Origin of the sequence: Polaromonas sp. CG_23.6 (assembly GCF_029892315.1) — a bacterium.
In the GTDB taxonomy this organism is placed as follows: Bacteria; Pseudomonadota; Gammaproteobacteria; order Burkholderiales; family Burkholderiaceae_C; genus Polaromonas.
Genome location: NZ_JARXUY010000001.1, coordinates 3,659,747 through 3,677,246, shown reverse-complemented (window position 1 = coordinate 3,677,246; position 17,500 = coordinate 3,659,747). Strand labels below are relative to the sequence as shown.

Annotated in this window: 12 protein-coding genes; 3 read left to right on the top strand and 9 right to left on the bottom strand. The window is 63.0% G+C overall.

The genetic code is table 11. From position 1 onward, the window contains the following. Positions 1-38 precede the first annotated feature (38 nt). Complete coding sequence (locus H4V98_RS17375; RefSeq protein WP_196864435.1) at positions 39-2,609, top strand: CHASE domain-containing protein; 2,571 nt, start codon at positions 39-41, stop codon at positions 2,607-2,609. A 1-nt stretch (position 2,610) separates the two neighbouring features. On the opposite strand, the gene H4V98_RS17370 is transcribed toward H4V98_RS17375, so the two are convergent. The 4 genes from H4V98_RS17370 to cphA (H4V98_RS17355) all read right to left on the bottom strand — a co-directional run bounded on the left by H4V98_RS17370 (position 2,611) and on the right by cphA (H4V98_RS17355) (position 9,062). Further along, the gene (locus H4V98_RS17370; protein ID WP_196864434.1) at positions 2,611-3,054 is read right to left on the bottom strand and encodes a hypothetical protein; all 444 of its coding nucleotides are present in this window, start codon (positions 3,052-3,054) and stop codon (positions 2,611-2,613) included. A gap of 171 nt (positions 3,055-3,225) precedes the next feature. Beyond that, positions 3,226-4,056, bottom strand: coding sequence for an urease accessory protein UreD (locus H4V98_RS17365; protein WP_196864433.1), 831 nt, complete (start codon positions 4,054-4,056; stop codon positions 3,226-3,228). A gap of 180 nt (positions 4,057-4,236) precedes the next feature. After that, positions 4,237-6,828 (bottom strand): cyanophycin synthetase, encoded by a 2,592-nt coding sequence (gene cphA / locus H4V98_RS17360; protein ID WP_196864432.1) that lies wholly within the window; start codon positions 6,826-6,828, stop codon positions 4,237-4,239. Then, positions 6,828-9,062 (bottom strand): cyanophycin synthetase, encoded by a 2,235-nt coding sequence (gene cphA, locus H4V98_RS17355; RefSeq protein WP_196864431.1) that lies wholly within the window; start codon positions 9,060-9,062, stop codon positions 6,828-6,830. The genes cphA (H4V98_RS17360) and cphA (H4V98_RS17355) overlap by 1 nt, the downstream gene beginning before the upstream one ends. A gap of 311 nt (positions 9,063-9,373) precedes the next feature. Between cphA (H4V98_RS17355) and H4V98_RS17350 the strand changes: the two genes are divergently transcribed. Then, entirely contained in the window at positions 9,374-11,770 is a 2,397-nt protein-coding gene (locus tag H4V98_RS17350) for an ABC transporter ATP-binding protein (protein WP_196864430.1), read from the top strand. A gap of 14 nt (positions 11,771-11,784) precedes the next feature. Further along, the gene (locus H4V98_RS17345; protein WP_196864429.1) at positions 11,785-12,267 is read left to right on the top strand and encodes a DUF1854 domain-containing protein; all 483 of its coding nucleotides are present in this window, start codon (positions 11,785-11,787) and stop codon (positions 12,265-12,267) included. Between the two features lie 92 nt (positions 12,268-12,359). Here H4V98_RS17345 and H4V98_RS17340 read toward each other — a convergent pair whose 3' ends face one another. From H4V98_RS17340 to H4V98_RS17320, 5 genes are all read right to left on the bottom strand, one after another. Then, positions 12,360-12,863: a hypothetical protein gene (locus H4V98_RS17340; protein WP_196864428.1), complete on the bottom strand. Its 504-nt coding sequence runs from the start codon at positions 12,861-12,863 to the stop codon at positions 12,360-12,362. A gap of 239 nt (positions 12,864-13,102) precedes the next feature. Continuing rightward, positions 13,103-14,779, bottom strand: coding sequence for a cation acetate symporter (locus H4V98_RS17335; protein ID WP_196864427.1), 1,677 nt, complete (start codon positions 14,777-14,779; stop codon positions 13,103-13,105). Next, positions 14,776-15,093 carry a DUF485 domain-containing protein gene (locus H4V98_RS17330; RefSeq protein ID WP_196864426.1) on the bottom strand — a complete coding sequence of 106 codons (318 nt, stop codon included), beginning with the start codon at positions 15,091-15,093 and terminating at the stop codon, positions 14,776-14,778. Before H4V98_RS17330 ends, H4V98_RS17335 begins: the two co-directional genes overlap by 4 nt. A 57-nt stretch (positions 15,094-15,150) precedes the next feature. Next, positions 15,151-16,932 (bottom strand): acyl-CoA dehydrogenase, encoded by a 1,782-nt coding sequence (locus H4V98_RS17325; protein WP_280757768.1) that lies wholly within the window; start codon positions 16,930-16,932, stop codon positions 15,151-15,153. Positions 16,933-16,969: 37 nt separating this feature from the next. Beyond that, positions 16,970-17,455 carry a MaoC family dehydratase gene (locus H4V98_RS17320; RefSeq protein ID WP_196864424.1) on the bottom strand — a complete coding sequence of 162 codons (486 nt, stop codon included), beginning with the start codon at positions 17,453-17,455 and terminating at the stop codon, positions 16,970-16,972. Positions 17,456-17,500: the final 45 nt, after the last annotated feature.

Genomic DNA, 17,500 nt, shown 5'->3' with positions numbered 1-17,500 from the left:
TGTCCACTGACGAAAACAGCTCCGACGCCAATACACGTATGACGCGTCTGACCACGGCACTGGTGCTGGTCGTCGGCTTGGGCATCACTGCGGCGGTCTTGGCTTGGCAGCATCAAGACCTTCAAACACGGGCCAGGAACCTCTTTAAGCAGCAGGTTGAACGCACCGAAGTGGACGTCAAACACCACCTCAACCTGCCTTTTACCGGACTGAAAGGGGCTGCGGGCGTTTATGCCGCCAGCGTTTCGGTGGAACGGGCCGAGTTTCGTGCCTTTGTCGAGTCGAGCAATGTCAGCCTGGAATACCCTGGAATTCGCGGCTTTGGCTTTATCGAACGGGTCAACTCCAGCGCTGTGGATGCTTTTGTGGCAGCGCAAAGGCGCGATGGCAGCCCCGCGTTTACGGTGAAAAACCGGGGCACTGCGTCAGAGCTGTACGTCATCAAGTTTATGGAGCCTGCCGTGCCCAACCAGGCCGCGCTGGGACTCAATCTTGCTGACGACCCGGTCCGGATGCAGGCGATCGAGCGCGCCATCACGACCGGCGAGGCAACGCTCAGCGGGCGCATGCAGCTGGCCCAGGATGAGCGTCAGCGACCTGCCTTTGTATTTCACCTGCCGATCTACCGGGCGGGATTGCAGCTCGCCACGGTGGAGCAGCGACGAGCCGAATTGCTGGGCATTCTGGTTGCGCCTGTGGTGGTGGACGAAATAATGGCCGAGGTCGCTGCCGGAATGGGGGGGCAGACCCGCCTGGCGATCTATGACAGCATGGATGATTTGGGCGCAACGCCAGACAAGCTGTTGTTTGAACTCGGCGGAATTCCCCGCCTAGCAAAGGACGCCAGGCCAATGTTCGAGACCTCGCGCGTCGTGCTGGTCGGAGGGCGGCCGCTGACGCTGCGCATGGGCACCACGACAGCTTTTGAAGCCCGGCAGGGCAGGCTGGCGCCTTGGCTGGTAGGCATGTCAGGCAGCTTGCTGAGCGGCCTTCTGGCCTTGATCATCTGGTTGCTGGGCAGCGGCCGCGCGCGCGCCTTGGCGCTGGCGCAGCGGATGACGGCCGATCTGGCGCTTGAACGCCAGCGCCTTCACAACATTGTGGAAGGAACCAATGTGGGAACATGGGTGTGGCATGTGCAGACCGGCAAGCTTCAGATTGATGAGCGCTGGGCAGCGATGATGGGGTATGACCTGGCGCAGCTGGGCCCTCAGTACATCAGAGACTGGATCAAGCGCGTCCATCCTGACGAGGTGAAAGCGTTGATAGCGGCGCTGAAACGGCATTTTCGGGGAGAGAGCCAGTATTTTGAATGTGAACACCGGATACGCCATCGCGACGGCCGCTGGATATGGGTGCTGGCCCGGGGAAAGGTGTCAACCCGGACCTTGGCAGGCAAGCCGGAGCAGATGTCCGGAATGCATATGGATATTTCAGACCGGCAAGCCGCCCAGCTGGCGCTTCGCACCAGCGAAGAAAACTTTCGCCAGTTGTTTGAAAGCAGCCTTCACGGCATTTTGCAGGCCATGCCGAACGGCTCGATCCAGTATGCCAATCCTGCGGCGTGCAAGCTTTTCCGGCTGACGCAGGATGAGATCCGGCAGCGCGGCCGGGCGGGCTTGGTGGACCGCCATGACTCGCGTTTTCATATCCTGGTTGCGCAGGCGATGCTGTCGGGTTATGCCAGGGGCGAGGTCAACATGCACCGGGGCGATGGCTCACAGTTTGAATGTGAACTGTCGTTGAGCAATTACCTGTCGCCCGGCGGCCAGCCTTGCAGCAACCTGTTTTTGCGTGACGTGACCAAGCGCAAACGGGCCGAGGCCGAGATCAACAACCTCAATACAAAACTTGAAGACAAGGTCAGGCAGCGCACTGCCGAACTGGAAGCTGCCAACAAGGAACTGGAGGCTTTCTCATACTCCGTGGCGCACGATTTGCGGGCACCGTTGCGCTCGATCGACGGCTTTAGCCATCTGCTTGAAAAGTCCATTGCCCTCGGGACAGCCGAACGAGCCAAGCATTACCTGCACCGCATTCGCGCCGGTGTGAGGCAAATGGACGAACTGACCGATGGCCTGTTGTCGCTGGCCCACGTGTCGCGAACCAGCCTGAAAAGCGAAACCGTCAACCTGGGCGCGATGGCGGCAGCGGTGCTGCAAGCCTGCAGTGAGCGGGACAATGGCCGTGTGGTGAAAGTCAATGTGCAGTCTGGTCTGATGGCGGTGGGCGACCGTGCGTTGCTGCGTCAGGTGATGGAAAACCTGATCGGAAATGCCTGGAAATTCACGGTCAACACGGCCGGGGCGGAAATCTGGATGGGCTATTTGCCCGAAGACGGTGCAGGCATGAAAACGTTCTATGTCCGTGACAACGGGGCCGGTTTTGACATGGCCTATGCCGAAAAGCTTTTCGGTACTTTCCAGCGCCTGCATTCGCCCGGAGAATTTTCAGGCACCGGTATAGGGCTGGCAACGACACACAGGATCGTTACCCGCCACGGTGGCCGCATCTGGGCACAGGGCGCGGTGGGCGAGGGCGCTGCGTTTTTCTTCAGTCTTCCGGTTGCCGTGGTTGCCGTGGCTACCATGGTTAAAGGCGTTTCCTAGCTTACTTCGGCACGGCAGGCACCACGGTCTCGCTCCGGCGCATCACGCCGCCGCTGGCCACACTGCCATCGACTTGCGCCTGCGCTTCGACACGCGCACGGCAGTCGGCCAAGTCCCGGCTTTCCTTGAAGACATCGCAGCGCTTCATGGCGTTGGCGCTGTAGTCGCCGCCATTGTGCAGCGTGCCCGCGCGTTTTTCTGCGCTTGCATTACGCACTTCCCGGAGGCAGGCGTCCCGGTCTTGCTGGGTCGTGCCACTGTTGCAAGTGGCCAGTTCACTTTTGGCCTTGCCCGAGGCATCCAGGCCGGTGGCGTCCAGCGGCGTCACCTGTGCGTTGGCTGCAGACATGACGATCAGGGTGGTGAGTCCGAAATAGCGAGCACCCCGGCCCATGCGTTTGACGTTCGAATTCGCCATAGTAGGTAACTTGAGGGATGTGAACATGATCGGAGCTCCTGACAAAAATGAATGTCACCAGTGTGAAACCACCTGGCGTTGCACTCTGACAGGAAATGCGGCGGGCCGGATGCGTGCTATGCCGGAATCAGTTGTAGGACCTGTCTTTCAAAAAAATACACCGGCTTCTCCTTGAGCTTTGTGCCCGGTACGTATTGTCTACATGGACCAGATGCGTGGGGTGGACGCCGGCTGCTGCCAGAAGTGGCCGCGCCAGGCCTGCCAGACCTGCTTGAGCAATCCCATCGCCGGCTCAACCAGCGGCGCCAGCACCCTGACGACGACGACTTGCCCATCGGGGCTTGTGGCGCCTGCCGTGGCGCACAAGGCATGCGCTTCGATGACTTCCCGCGCCACGTCCAGCGCGGCCTGCCGGCGGTTTCGCTCCAGCTTGCTGCCGGCCACGAAGAAAATCGACGCCAGGCAGCGGTGGCCCGCCAGGCCCAGCGGACTGTTCAGCAGCAGCGTGTCGCTGGCGTTGATACGCGCGCGTTCCAGCCACACACCGGGCATTTCGATGTGCTGGCAAAAATGACCTTGCGCAAACGGCAGGTTGGCTGCGGGCAGGCCGAATGCCGTCACGTCCCAGCCGATCAGTTCGGCGCCGGGTGCGAGTTCCATCGTCAGGCGGTTTTCTGCCAGGCAGCCGCTGTAGCAGATCGCCTCCAGCGGCAGCCATTCCATGCGTGCGCCGGCCTGCAGCGACAACCGGGTGTGCTGCAGCGCGGCTTCGCCGGTGGAGCGGTAAAAACGCGTGGCGCCGGGCGTGGTGACCAGGCCGTGCGCGCCCGGACCGGCGCTGAAGGCCAGGTCCAGCGTGTCGCCGCCGACCAGTCCGCCGGGCGGGTGGACGATGACGTTGTGACAGATGCCGTCGCCCTCGGGGTACAGGCTTTGCAGGATGCGCAGCGGGCCGCTGTGGCGAAAATGGGCGACGGTTTTTTCAGCCTGTCGGCTGTAGTCGAGTGCCAGCGTTGCGTTCCATGTCATCGCCGAAGTTTAACGCGGCAGTTGACTGAAAGATTTGTAGTTTGCTATTTAATAAATAGCTGCTAACGCCCGTGCATTGTGCGCAAACGACCTATTTGACTAAAAATTGGACCGGCGGCTTGTGGCGGCGCTGGCCGTGATTCGAGGGCCGGCTTGCACCTGCTGCTGCCGGCCCGGGCTTCAGGAACGCGCCAGCAATTTGTCTTTTGCCTCGCTGATGCGCAGCGCCAAGTGGTCCAGTGCTTCCTGCACCTGGTCGACCAGGATCAGGCACAGGTCGCCCGGCTGCAGGCGGGACAGCGCCTCGTCGATGGCTGCAAACTCGCCGCGCACTTCGTCAATGCGTGACGTGCGGCTGGCGCCCTGCAAGCCGCCCCGCAGCAGCGCCATCACCTCGCCGTCGGCCCGGCCGCGCTGGGCGGCGTCTTGGTAGAGGATCACGTCGTCGAATGCGGCGCCCAGAATGACCGTCTGATCGGTGATGTCGCTGTCGCGCCGGTCGCCTGCGCCGCTGATGACCACGCTGCGACGCTGCGCCGGCATGGCATTCACAGCGGCCACCAATGCATGCATGGCGTCGGGGTTGTGGCCATAGTCGGCGATCACGGTAGCACCGGCGTAGTCCATCACGTTGAAGCGGCCCGGCGCATTGTGCGTGTCGGTGACGAAGCTGGCCAGGCCGCTTTTGATCGTGTCCCAGCTCAGGTTGACCGCCCAGGCCGCCGCCACGGCCGCCATGGCGTTCTCGACCTGAAAGCCGATGGTGCCTCCGCGCGTCACAGGAATGCCTTGCAGCGCAATGCGCTCGACGCGCGAGCCTTCGGCGGCCACCAGCATCGGGCCGTCGACAAACACCGTGCGCTTGCCCTGCGCCCGGTGCGTCGCCATCAGCGGATGGTGGCGGTCGGTGGCAAAAAAGATCACCTTGCCGGGGCAGGCCCTGGCCATCCCGGTGACGATGGCGTCGGCCGCGTTGAGCACCGCGTAACCGGTGGGCGCGACGTTCTGCACGATCACGCGCTTGAGCACCGCCAGGTCTTCCACCGTGGTGATGTAGTTCAGCCCGAGGTGGTCGCCGCTGCCGATGTTGGTGACCACGGCGACTTCGCAGCGGTCAAAGCCCAGGCCTTCGCGCAGCACGCCGCCGCGCGCGACTTCAAACACGGCAGCGTCCACGTCCGGGTGCATCAAGACGTTGCGTGCGCTTTTCGGGCCGCTGCAGTCGCCGCTGTCGGTTTGCCGGCCGTTGATGTACACGCCGTCGGTGTTGGTCATGCCGGTGCGCAGGCCATGCGCGGCCAGCAGGTGGGCAATCAGGCGCGTGGTGGTGGTCTTGCCGTTGGTGCCGGTCACCGCAATCACCGGAATGCGGCCGTTGTCGCCGGCCGGAAACAGCTCGTCGATCATGGCGGCTCCCACCGCGCGGCCCTTGCCGTAAGACGGCGAGATGTGCATGCGCAGGCCGGGTGCGGCATTGACCTCGACCACACCGCCGTTTTGCGCTTCCAGCGGCAGCAGCATGCTCTCGCACACCACATCGACGCCGCAGATGTGCAGGCCGATCATCTGCGCGGCCGCCACGGCGCGGGCGGCAACCTCGGGGTGCACTTCGTCGGTCACATCGGTGGCGGTGCCGCCGGTGCTCAGGTTGGCGTTGTTGCGCAGGATCACACGCTGGCCCTTGGCTGGGATCGATTCAGGGCTCAGGCCCTGAACATCAAGCCGGGCCACAGCGATCTCGTCAAAGCGGATCTTGGTCAGCGAGGTGGCATGGCCTTCGCCGCGGCGGGGGTCCTGGTTGACGGTATCGACCAGCGCGCGCACGGTGTTCAGGCCGTCACCGACCACCTGTGGCGGTTCGCGCCGGGCGGCGGCGACCAGCCTGTCGCCAACGACCAGCAGGCGAAAGTCGCAGCCCGGCAAAAAGCGCTCGACCATGACCTCGCCATGCTCGGCGGCGGCGCGGTAGGCGATGCCCAGGTGCTCGCGGGTTGTGACGTTGACCGTTACACCCTTGCCCTGGTTGCCATCCTGCGGCTTGAGCACCACTGGCAGGCCGATTTCCAGGGCTGCTGCCCAGGCGTCGTCCGCGTCGCGGGCCGGCCGGCCCAACGGCACGGGAACGCCAGCGGCACGCAGCAGTTTTTTGGTCAGGTCCTTGTCCTGCGCAATCGACTCAGCCACGGCGCTGGTGCTGTCGAGTTCGGCGGCCTGGATGCGGCGCTGGCGCGAACCCCAGCCAAATTGCACCATGCTGCCCTTGGTCAGGCGGCGAAAGGGAATGTCGCGAGCCAGGGCCGCATCGACAATCGCGCCGGTGCTCGGGCCCATGCGCTCGTCTTCATCCAGATCGCGCAAGCGGTCGATGGCGGCCTGCACGTCAAAAGAGCCGTCGTGCAGGGCGGCATGTACCAGTGCCTGAGCCAGCTCGAAGGCCAGGCGGCCCACCGCTTCTTCGCTGTACTCAACCACGACCTGGTAAATACCGGCTTCCAGCGTGGCAGACGTGCGGCTGAAGGTGACCGGGCAGCGGGCATAGGCTTGCAACTCGAACGCCACCGCTTCCAGCACATGAGCCAGCGAAACCGGACCGGCCGGGCCGCTGTCGCGCAGAATGCCGATGTCCGGAAACAGTGCCCGAATGCGGGACTCGAAACCCGTCAGGTTGTCGATGGAACTCTCGTCGGGGCTGCAAGTGACGATGGCCTCGAGGGCGGTGCGCCGGCTCCAGAGGTTGGGGCCGCGCAGGGCCCGGATGCGGGAAACTTCCATCAGGCGGTCTTTCCGGCAGGTAGTGGGTTGGATTCAAAAGCCTCGATGCCCGCGCCAATCAGGTTGAGCGGAATATCGAGTGCCCAGGCAGTGGCGACAGCGGCAAGCAGCGACGGCTCGGCGATGCCGCTTTTTGCATGGCGCGCGCACCAGGCACTGAGTTTGTGCAAGCCGGGCAAAAAGGACTCGGCCCCGCCGGTGGCCAGCACCACCTGGTTTTGCCGTATGTACACCGCCCGGCCATTGCTGGCGCGGTGCGCAGCGAGGGCTGCTGCCTGCGGGTCGGTGCTGTAGAAAATCACTTCGCCATCGCACAGTGACTGCATCTCCACCACGCCGGCATCGGCGGCATTGAGCACCGCTGCGCCGTCCGGGAGCACCACATCGACCTGTGAGCGAATGACCTTGACCATCTGGGCGTCGTCAAAAATATCGAATTCTGCCAGTTCGGCAGTGCCGCCCAGGTCGGTGACCACGCCAACCTGGCAGCGGTCATAGGCCAGCCCGGTGCGCAAAATGGTGTCGGCGCCGTTTTCAAACACCGCCGCTTGAACCGCCCGGTTGATCAGCAGGCGTTGGCCCGCTTCCCAGTTCGTGCTGTCAGCGCTTTCCACGCGGCGCTGGTCCAGGAACAGGCCGTCCCGGCAGGCCAGGCCGGTGTAGCGGCCCGACAGGTGCAACAGCCACGCCACCAGCCGCGCAATGTGCTGCGTGCCTTGCTGCCCGGCAATGCCGACGATGGGAATGCGGCCGTTGCTTTCCTGGATGCGGTAGCCCGGCGTTTCAACATGGCGCGCAAACAGGTGGTCGCAGATGTCGCGGCCCACGGGTCGGGGCGCGCCCTGCGCAGGCTTGAGGTGCATCAGCAGGCCGGGGCCGGCATTGACCTCGACAATCGCGCCACCCTGGCTGTGCAGCGGACGCGAGATGTCCTGCGCCACCACGTCGATGCCGGCAATGTCCAGACCCACCACGCGGGCGGCCAGGGAGACGATGTAGTCCACGTCAGGGTGAACGTCGTCGGTGCAGTCGATGGACACATTGCCGTTGCGCTGGATCAGCACCTCGCGGCCGGCTGCGGGAACGGCTTTGGGCGTCAAGCCCTGGCGTTGCAGTTCGAGCACGATGGCGCCATCGATGTCGGTGTCAATGCGACTGAGCGGAAAATCTTCACCCAGGCCGCGCCGGGGGTCGGTGTTGATCTGTTCGTCGATCAGTTGCCTGACCGTCTGTTTGCCGTCGCCGGTGATCATCGCGACTTCTCCCCGCGCGGCGGCCACCACGCGCCCGCCCACGACCAGCAGGCGGTGTTCGTGGCCGCGTACATAGCGCTCGACCATCACATCGCTGCCTTCGGGTTCGGCGATGGCAAAGGCCGCCTCGACCTGTTCGCGGGTGTTCAGGTCCAGCGACACGCCCCGGCCGTGGTTGGCGTCCGACGGCTTGACGACCACCGGCAGGCCAATGTCCTGCGCCGCATCCCAGGCTTCTTCGGCGCTGTTGACGACGGCGCCTTCTGGCACCGGCACGCCGCAGCTGGCCAGCAGGCTTTTGGTCAGGTCCTTGTCATGGGCAATGCTTTCGCCAATGGCGCTGGTCAGATCGGTCTCGGCCGTCCAGATGCGCCGCTGGCTGGCGCCATAGCCCAGTTGCACCAGGTTGCCGTCGTTCAGGCGGATGTGCGGAATGCCCCGGTCAGTCGCCGCCGCCACGATGGCTGCGGTGCTGGGGCCGAGGTAGCTGTTTTCAATCTGGTCGCGAATGGCCTGCACGGCTTGCCCGACACCGGCTGCGCCATAAGGCTCGTCATTGATGGCGGCCATCAGCAGACGGTGGCCCTCTGCCAGTGCGGTGCGGGCAACCTGTTCATTGCGTGCCCGGAACACCATGCGGTACACGCCGTGCTTCGACGTGCTGCGCGTCTGGCCAAAGCCGGTCGGCATGTCGGCCAGATTGAGCAGCTCGATCACCACATGCTCCAGCACATGGCCGGTCCAAGTGCCTTCGTTCAGGCGCTGCAGAAAGCCGCCGCGCTCGCCAACGCCGCAGTGGTGCTCCATCAGCGCTGGCAGCAGGCCCAGCAAGCGGTCATTGAAGCCGGGCAGCAGGTTGCTCGGAAAATCTTCCAGAACGCCCAGGTCCAGCCACACTTCCAGCACTGGCCGATAGGTCCAGATGTTGGGTCCGCGCAGGTAGTGGATGCGCAGCAGTTTGATATCGTCCAGTTTGCTCATGGTTGACAAATTTATTAGGGTCAACCGGCTTGGCCGGTGCGACGTTTTGATTCCGGTCCGGCGACATGCCGGCCAGGGTTGGAAGAAAAAATTGTGATGAATGGGTCAAGCCCATTGTGCCGCTTTACGAATTGGGCACTGCAGGGTCGGGGGCTGCCACCGATTTCTGGAGGTTAACCTCACAGGCCAGCCAGCCGCTTGGGCGAAAATCCAGGTTTTGGCTACCCTTGGCACTCCGCCCGTACAACTGACGGGGTGTTGGAACCGCCGCCGGCAACACGGTCATGACCGGTAAATGAATTCGAGACAACATGCAAAATCAGCACCCTGTGGAAGATTCCAGCTCCGACGCCCCGGCACTTGCAGGGCTGGCATCACAGCTGGCAACCCAAGAGAACGTTTTGTGTACCCTGCTGGTTGACCTGGACCCGTCGCTGCATTTTGCTGCCGGCGCGCTGGTCCTGACAGATCGCCGCCTGCTGTCGCGCAATGCAGCCGGCAAATGGTCCAGCCTGTTTATGCAGAACCATGACGACGAGCCCATTCAAAAGCTCGATTTGCGACACTTCGACCATGCCGGTGTTGCAACGCTGGAACTGCACAACGTCCAGGGCGAGCCTTCGCGGCGCCTGGCCATCTGGCGCTTCACCCTGGGCGCGAATCCACAAGCGCTGCGCATGGTGCGTCTGTTTGGACAGCAGCAGGCCCAGCGACAGGCCAGCGCAGCCCGGCTCAAGGCGATTGAGGCGGACCGTCCTGCGCAGGAGATTCCTCTGTGCCCCGAATGCGATACGCCGTTGCCGCCTGACACCGACGAGTGCCCGGCGTGCGCCCGCGAAGTCCACACGCCGCCCTCGACCTGGGTGTTGCTGCGGCTGTGGCGTTTTGCCCGGCCCTACCGCTGGCAGCTGCTGTCGGGTTTTTTGCTGACGCTGGCGTCGACCGCCGCCACGCTGGTGCCGCCGTATCTCACGATTCCGCTGATGGACGACATCCTGATCCCGTACCAGAACGGCCAGCAGATCGAACCCGGCAAGGTCGGGTTGATCCTGGGGGCGCTGCTGGCCGCCGCACTGCTGGGCTGGGCGCTGAACTGGGCGCGCACCTACCTGCTGGCGCTGGTGTCCGAGCGCATCGGCGCCGACCTCCGAACCGCTACGTTCGACCACTTGCTGGAGCTGTCGCTGGACTATTTTGGCGCCAAGCGCACCGGCGACCTGATGTCGCGCATCGGCTCTGAAACCGACCGCATCTGCGTGTTTTTGTCGCTGCACGCGCTGGACTTTGCCACCGACGTGCTGATGATCGGCATGACCGCCGCCATCCTTTTTTCCATCAACCCTTGGCTGGCGCTGGCGACCTTGCTGCCGCTGCCCTTTATCGGCTGGATGATCCATGTGGTGCGCGACAAGCTGCGCACCGGTTTTGAAAAGATCGACCGCGTCTGGTCGGATGTGACCAATGTACTGTCCGACACCATTCCCGGCATCCGGGTGGTCAAGGCGTTTGCCCAGGAAAAGCGCGAGGCCGAGCGCTTTCGGGTCGTCAACCAGCAGAACCTGGCGGTCAATGACCGGCTGAACAAGGTCTGGTCGCTGTTCACCCCCACGGTGTCGTTGTTGACCGAAATCGGCCTGCTGGTGGTTTGGGCCTTTGGCATCTGGCTGATGTCGAAGCAGCAGATCACCGTCGGCGTGCTGACCGCCTTCATCGCCTACATTGGCCGTTTCTATGGCCGGCTCGACTCGATGAGCCGCATCGTCTCGGTGACGCAAAAGGCGGCGGCCGGCGCCAAGCGCATCTTCGACATCCTGGACCATGTGTCCAACGTGCCGGAGCCCGCGCAGCCAGTGAAGATTGACAAACTGCAGGGCCGCATCGACATGAAGGGACTGGGCTTTCGCTACGGTAACCGGTCGGTGATTCGCGGGCTCGACCTGGAAATAAAGCCCGGCGAGATGATCGGCCTGGTCGGCCACAGCGGCTCGGGCAAAAGCACGCTGGTCAACCTGCTGTGCCGCTTTTATGACGTGACCGACGGCGGCATTCAGGTCGATGGCATTGACATCCGGCGCTTTGCCGTGGCCGACTACCGGCGCCACATCGGGCTGGTGCTGCAGGAACCTTTTCTGTTCTTCGGCACGATTGCCGAGAACATCGCCTACGGCAAGCCTGGCGCCAGCCGTGTCGAAATCGTCGCTGCCGCGCGCGCCGCGCATGCGCATGAATTCATCCTGCGGCTGCCGCAGGCCTACGACTCGCTGGTCGGCGAGCGCGGCCAGGGCTTGTCGGGCGGCGAACGCCAGCGCATCTCGATTGCGCGTGCGCTGCTGATCGACCCGCGCATCCTGATCCTCGACGAGGCCACCTCGTCGGTCGATACCGAGACCGAAAAGGAAATCCAGAAGGCGCTCGACAACCTGGTGCAGGGCCGCACGACGATTGCGATTGCGCACCGCCTTTCGACGCTGCGCAAAGCCGATCGGCTGGTGGTGATGGACCGGGGGCAGGTGGTTGAAGTTGGCCCGCACGACGAACTGATGGCCAGGCAAGGCCACTACTGGCGGCTGTACGAAGCGCAGTCGCGCCAGGTGGATGACAAGGGCGATGACAGCAGCGCGGCTGAAAGCCGCCGTGCCAGCAGTGTAGCCATTGCAATTTCCCAGCTGGAGCATACCGCCCAGCGTGCCGGCAACACCCCTTCATGAGCCAGGGACCGACCATGACCAATTTCACGTTCACCCCGCAATTCCAGCTCCACCGCGAAGCGTCAGGGCGGCTGTATTTTGTCGATGCCCAGGGCCAGACGCACACCGGCGTGGTGCCGGTGCGTGCCTTTCCGCTGGCTGCGCCTGAGGAAGGCATTTCACTGGTCAGCACGGAAGGCCATGAACTGGTCTGGATCGAGCAGCTGTCAGAGCTGCCAATCGCCGTGCGGCAGTTGCTGCACGAAGAACTCACGCTGCGCGATTTCGTGCCCGAGATCAAGCGGCTGGTGAGCGTGTCGTCGTTCGGCACCCCCAGCACCTGGACGGTGGAAACCGACCGGGGCAACACGGCCTTTGTGCTCAAGGGAGAAGAAGACATCCGCCGGCTGAAAAGTGGCGAACTGCTGATCGCCGCCAGCGAAGGCGTGCAGTACCGCATTGCCGACATGTCGGTGCTCGACAAGGCATCGCGCCGATTGCTGGAGCGGTTTTTATGATGGAATATGGCTTTTGCGCACACTGCATATATGCAATCAGCTATTGAATACGTAGCAAACCCGATGGTTTCGATGGGCTGCCTGCCAGGCCTTTACTGACGCGCGTTGTCCGGCGTGCGGATTCGGCTTTTAGGATCCCGGGCCAACTGTTCGCCAGTGACTGAAGAACTTTTTGGCCGGATTTTTTTCTTTTTTGCCGGTGACTTGCGAACCAACCGTTGTTTCGTGGACGGTTTTACCGCCATGGATGTTTCAGAAGGCGCCGCATTGGGCGAGGGCCTGACCGCGACAGACAGGCGATCCGGGTCGCTGCGCTGCGTCGTAACTTCTGGCTCGACATTGGTGTTGGGAAGGTAGGTCAGGTTGATTTGAGACCTGGCAGCCCGTCGCTCGACGTCGGTGAGCATGACTTCAAAAACCGCTATCTTTTGCTTGCGTTCGGTGATCTTGCTGCGAATTTCGCGAGACTGCGCCACCAGTGCGGCTTTGCCGGCCAAGGGGGCTGGCGTGGCAGTCTCTGCAGTTCTGGGTGACAAAGTCGGCGCGGCGCATCCGGACAAAAACAGGGCCCCCAGGATCACTGTCGTCTTCAGCATCTTCATGTCTTCCTTTGGTTGCCTTCTGCAGGCAACTATCGCTTGCCAGGCAGCAGATGGCAAGTAGTCTGCCGCTAGAGTCAACAGTAGGACGAGCTACAACAATGGATGAGATAACTTCCCGAACCGTGAAGCTTGGCCTGGGCGGTGCCTGCAAGCCGGGACGAACCGTCACCAATGTGGCGACGGCACAAAAAAAGCCCCGAACTTCGGGGCTTTTTAATTGTCTCAGGCGACTGTCAGTGGCTGACGGCACCGTCGGCGCCAAAGCCGGTCTGGGCGCGAACCCACTGGTCCGCATAGGCCAGACGCTCCTTGGCGGCGCGCGGGCTCTTGTCGGTGATGGAGAACATGTAACCCAGCAGGAAAGCCAAAGGCATGGCGAACAGGGCCGGCTGGTCGTACGGAAAAATGGCTGTTTCGTAGCCAAGCACAGTCACCCAGACGGACTTGGACAGCACCACCAGCACCACCGCAGCAATCAAGCCACCGTACCCGGCTGCCAGTGCGCCGCGCGTCGTCAGGTCTTTCCAGTACATCGACAAGAACAGCACCGGGAAATTGCCTGCCGCTGCAATGCCAAAGGCCAGCGCCGCCATGAAGGCTACGTTCTGCTTTTCAAAGGCAATGCCCAGCACCACGGCAATCAGGCCGATGCCGAAAGACGCCATTTTGGAAACCTTGATTTCCTGCGCTTCGGACACATTGCCTTTCTTGATCACGCGGGCATACAGGTCGTGCGAGATGGCCGACGCGCCGGCCAGTGCCAGGCCCGACACCACGGCCAGAATCGTCGCAAAAGCCACGGCCGCCAGGAAGCCGAGCAGCAAGTCGCCGCCCACGGCCTTGGCCAGGTGCATGGCCACCATGTTGCCGCCGCCGATGATCTTGCCGCCCACCGTGCCGCCTTCAAAGAAGTCAGGGTTGGTGCCGACGATGACGATGGAGCACAGGCCCATCAGCAAGATGACGTTGAAGAAGAAGCCGACGAATCCGGCGGCGTACAGCACCGACTTGCGCGCTTCCTTGGCGTTGTTCACGGTGAAAAAGCGCATCAGGATGTGCGGCAGTCCCGCCAGGCCGAACATCAGGCCGAGCGCCAGGGAAATGGCGTTGACCGGGTCCTGCAGCAGCTTGCCGGGGGCAAACAGCATGTCTTTCAGCTTGTGGACTTCAATGGTTTTCGCGGCCAGGGTGTTGAAGCTGAAGCCGAACTGCGAAAACGCCAGCACCGTGATGACCGTGCCGCCGAACAGCAGCAGGCAAGCCTTGATGATCTGCACCCAGGTGGTGGCGACCATGCCGCCGAAGGTCACGTACACGACCATCAGCGCGCCGACGACGATCACGGCGATGTGGTAGTCCAGGCCAAACAGCAGCTTGATCAGCTGGCCGGCGCCGACCATCTGCACGATCAGGTAAAAGCACACCACGGTGAGCGAGCCGATGGCCGCCATCGTGCGGACCTTGCCCTGGTCCAGCCGGTAGGACGTGATGTCGGCAAAGGTGAACTTGCCCAGGTTGCGCAGGCGTTCGGCCATCAGGAACAAGATGACGGGCCAGCCGACAAAAAACGCAATCATGAACAGGTAGCCGTCGTAGCCGTTGGTGAACACCAGGGCGGTCAGGCCCAGCAAGGTGGCTGCCGACATGTAGTCGCCGGCCATGGCCAGGCCATTTTGAAAGCCGGTGATGCCGCCGCCAGCGGTGTAGAAGTCCGATGCGGTCTTGGTGCGGCTGGCCGCCCAGTAGGTGATGCCCAGCGTCATGCCGACAAAGACGGCGAACATGATGATCGCCGGGACGTTGAGCGGCTGCTTTTGCGTGATTTCCACGGCACCGGCGGCTATTCCCGCACCACTGGCGCCCAGGGCCAGCAGGCCGGCGGCCAGTTTCAGAAAGATTTTTTGCATCATTTTTTTGCTTTCATGGATTCTTGCAACAGCGCTTCGGTCAGCGCGTCAAATTCCGAATTGGCACGGATCACGTAGTACGCCGTCAATGCCCAAAACAGGACGAATTCGAAAAGGCCAATCAATAGCCCGGTGGTCACAAAGCTGTCGCCCAGCCGGATCGCCAGCACCGACGGGTTGAAGGCCACCGTCAGGAACAACCCGAAAAACAGCACCAGGACGATGCCGGTGAGTGTCCAGGCCAGGCGCTCGCGCTTGCTGACCAGTTCCTTGAATTTCGGATTCGTTCGAATCCGGGCATACATTTCAGAGCTCATGCTTCATCCTCCATTTAAAAAAACAAACTTGTTAGGCTGCAGTCGCCTGCCGGGCATTCAGAACATGTCAACCGGCATGCGGTTTGTGGTCGGGCCGGACAGGCAGATGCTTTGGGCCAGGCCGGGCGCCTGTGTCAGCACCGATTCGGCGTAAAAGCGGGCGGTGACCAGCTTGGCGGTGAAAAACGCCGGGTCGCTGTCCATCTTGTCCTGGGCCACCATCAGTGCGCGCGCCATCTGCCAGCCGCACAGCACCACGCCGGCCAGTTTGAGGTAGTTCACCGCGCCGGCATACACCGTTTTCGGCTCGCTCCTGCCGTTGGCGACCATGAAGTCGATGGTCTTTTCAAGTGCCAGCCGGCCCTGGCGCAAGGCGTCAAGCATGGCGTTGCAGTCGTCATTGTCGTGCGCGGCAAGGTCTTGTTCGGTGCTGGCGATCTGGTCGCACAGGGCCTTGGCCACGGCGCCCTTGTCGCGCAGCGTCTTGCGGCCGACGAGGTCGTTGGCCTGGATGGCGGTGGTGCCTTCGTAGATCGTCAGGATGCGGGCGTCGCGCAGGTATTGGGCGGCACCCGTTTCCTCGATGTAGCCCATGCCGCCATGCACCTGCACGCCCAGGCTGGCCATGTCGATGGACATTTCGGTGCAAAAGCCCTTGATGACCGGAACCAGGTACTCGTAAATCGCCTGGTTATGTGCACGGGTGGCGGGTTCTGCGGCATGGTGCGAAGCGTCGCTGGCGGCGGCTGCCACATAGGCCAGGGCCCGCCCGCCTTCGACATGCGCGCGCATGGTCAGCAGCATGCGCTTGACATCGGGGTGGTGGATGATGGCGACCGGGCCGCTTGACCCCGCCAGGTCGCGGCTCTGTGCGCGGTCATGCGCAAAGCGCACGGCTTTTTGATACGCCCGGTCGGCCATCGCGATGCCCTGCATGCCCACGGCAAAGCGGGCGGCGTTCATCATGATGAACATGTATTCGAGGCCGCGGTTTTCCTCGCCCACCAGGTAGCCGGCAGCGCCGCCATGGTCGCCGAACTGCAGCACGGCGGTCGGGCTGGCCTTGATGCCGAGCTTGTGCTCGATGCTCACGCAATGCACGTCGTTGCGCGCGCCCAGGCTGCCGTCGTCGCCGACCATGAACTTGGGCACGACGAACAGGCTGATGCCCTTGACGCCCTCGGGCGCGCCAGGAACGCGGGCCAGCACCAGGTGGACGATGTTCCCGGTCGTGTCGTGCTCGCCGTAGGTGATGTAGATCTTGGTGCCGAACACCTTGTACGTGCCGTCTTCTTGCGGCTCGGCGCGCGAACGCACGGCGGCCAGGTCGGAGCCGGCTTGGGGCTCGGTCAGGTTCATGGTGCCGGTCCATTCGCCGCTGATGAGCCGGGCGGCAAACTTGCGCTTGAGCGCATCGCTGCCGGCCACCAGCAGCGCCTCGATGGCGCCGTCGGTCAGCATCGGGCACAGCGCGAACGACATGTTGGCCGCATGCAGCATCTCGGCGCAAGGCGTGGCGATCAGCTTCGGGAAGCCCTGGCCGCCGAATTCGGCCGGGTGGATCACGCCTTGCCAGCCGCCTTCGGCAAACTGCCTGAAGGCGTCCTTGAAGCCGGGTGTGGTGGTGACGACGCCGTCTTTCCAGCTGCTCGGCGTCTTGTCGCCTTCCCAGTTCAGCGGTGCGATGACGCTTTCGCAGAATTTGGCGGACTCTTCCAGCACTGCCTGGGCGGTGTCCAGGTCATAGTCTTCAAAGCCGGGCAGGGCGCTGACTTTGGGCAGGCCGGCGAGTTCCTGCATGGCGAACAGCATGTCTTTCAGGGGGGCTTGGTAGCTCATGGGGTACTTTCTGGTGGAAGGGTTGAACGTGTGGGGGTCAGGCGGTGGCATGAATGGCCGGGGCGGCCAGCAGGGCGGTGGCCTTGGCGGCACGCCGGACCGACGAATCAACTTTCACCAGCGCTTCGCCATCAATCACCACGACGCCCTTGACGCTGCAGGTGGTGTGCAACACCACGCGGCCCCGCTCGGCGATGACTTCGCGCACCTTGACGGTGGCATGCACGGTGTCGCCGGGCCGCACCGGCGCCAGGAACTTCAGGTGCTGGTCCATGTAGATGGCGCCCGGGCCGGGCAGGCGGTTGGCGACCGCCGCCGAGATCACGCTGGCCGACAGGAAACCGTGGGCGATGCGGCTTTTGAAGGGCGTCGTCGCCGCGTACTCTTCGTTGATGTGGATGGCGTTGCAGTCGCCCGACACGCCGGCAAACAGCACAATGTCGGCTTCGGTGATGGTCTTGGAAAAGACAGCCATCATGCCCACGCTCAGGTCTTCGATGTCGTAGCCGTTCAGGTCGTTCATGTCGGTGTCTCGTTTTGGTGATGGAAGGGTTGAAGGTTTCGAAAA

Bases quoted from the DNA above. Each gene is read 5' to 3' on its own strand.
- H4V98_RS17325 (WP_280757768.1), bottom strand. From the start codon at position 16,932: ATGAGCTACCAAGCCCCCCTGAAAGACATGCTGTTCGCCATGCAGGAA.
- cphA (WP_196864432.1), bottom strand. From the start codon at position 6,828: ATGGAAGTTTCCCGCATCCGGGCCCTGCGCGGCCCCAACCTCTGGAGC.
- H4V98_RS17350 (WP_196864430.1), top strand. From the start codon at position 9,374: ATGCAAAATCAGCACCCTGTGGAAGATTCCAGCTCCGACGCCCCGGCA.
- H4V98_RS17345 (WP_196864429.1), top strand. From the start codon at position 11,785: ATGACCAATTTCACGTTCACCCCGCAATTCCAGCTCCACCGCGAAGCG.
- H4V98_RS17370 (WP_196864434.1), bottom strand. From the start codon at position 3,054: ATGTTCACATCCCTCAAGTTACCTACTATGGCGAATTCGAACGTCAAA.
- H4V98_RS17330 (WP_196864426.1), bottom strand. From the start codon at position 15,093: ATGAGCTCTGAAATGTATGCCCGGATTCGAACGAATCCGAAATTCAAG.
- H4V98_RS17375 (WP_196864435.1), top strand. From the start codon at position 39: ATGACGCGTCTGACCACGGCACTGGTGCTGGTCGTCGGCTTGGGCATC.
- H4V98_RS17365 (WP_196864433.1), bottom strand. From the start codon at position 4,056: ATGACATGGAACGCAACGCTGGCACTCGACTACAGCCGACAGGCTGAA.
- cphA (WP_196864431.1), bottom strand. From the start codon at position 9,062: ATGAGCAAACTGGACGATATCAAACTGCTGCGCATCCACTACCTGCGC.
- H4V98_RS17320 (WP_196864424.1), bottom strand. From the start codon at position 17,455: ATGAACGACCTGAACGGCTACGACATCGAAGACCTGAGCGTGGGCATG.
- H4V98_RS17340 (WP_196864428.1), bottom strand. From the start codon at position 12,863: ATGCTGAAGACGACAGTGATCCTGGGGGCCCTGTTTTTGTCCGGATGC.
- H4V98_RS17335 (WP_196864427.1), bottom strand. From the start codon at position 14,779: ATGATGCAAAAAATCTTTCTGAAACTGGCCGCCGGCCTGCTGGCCCTG.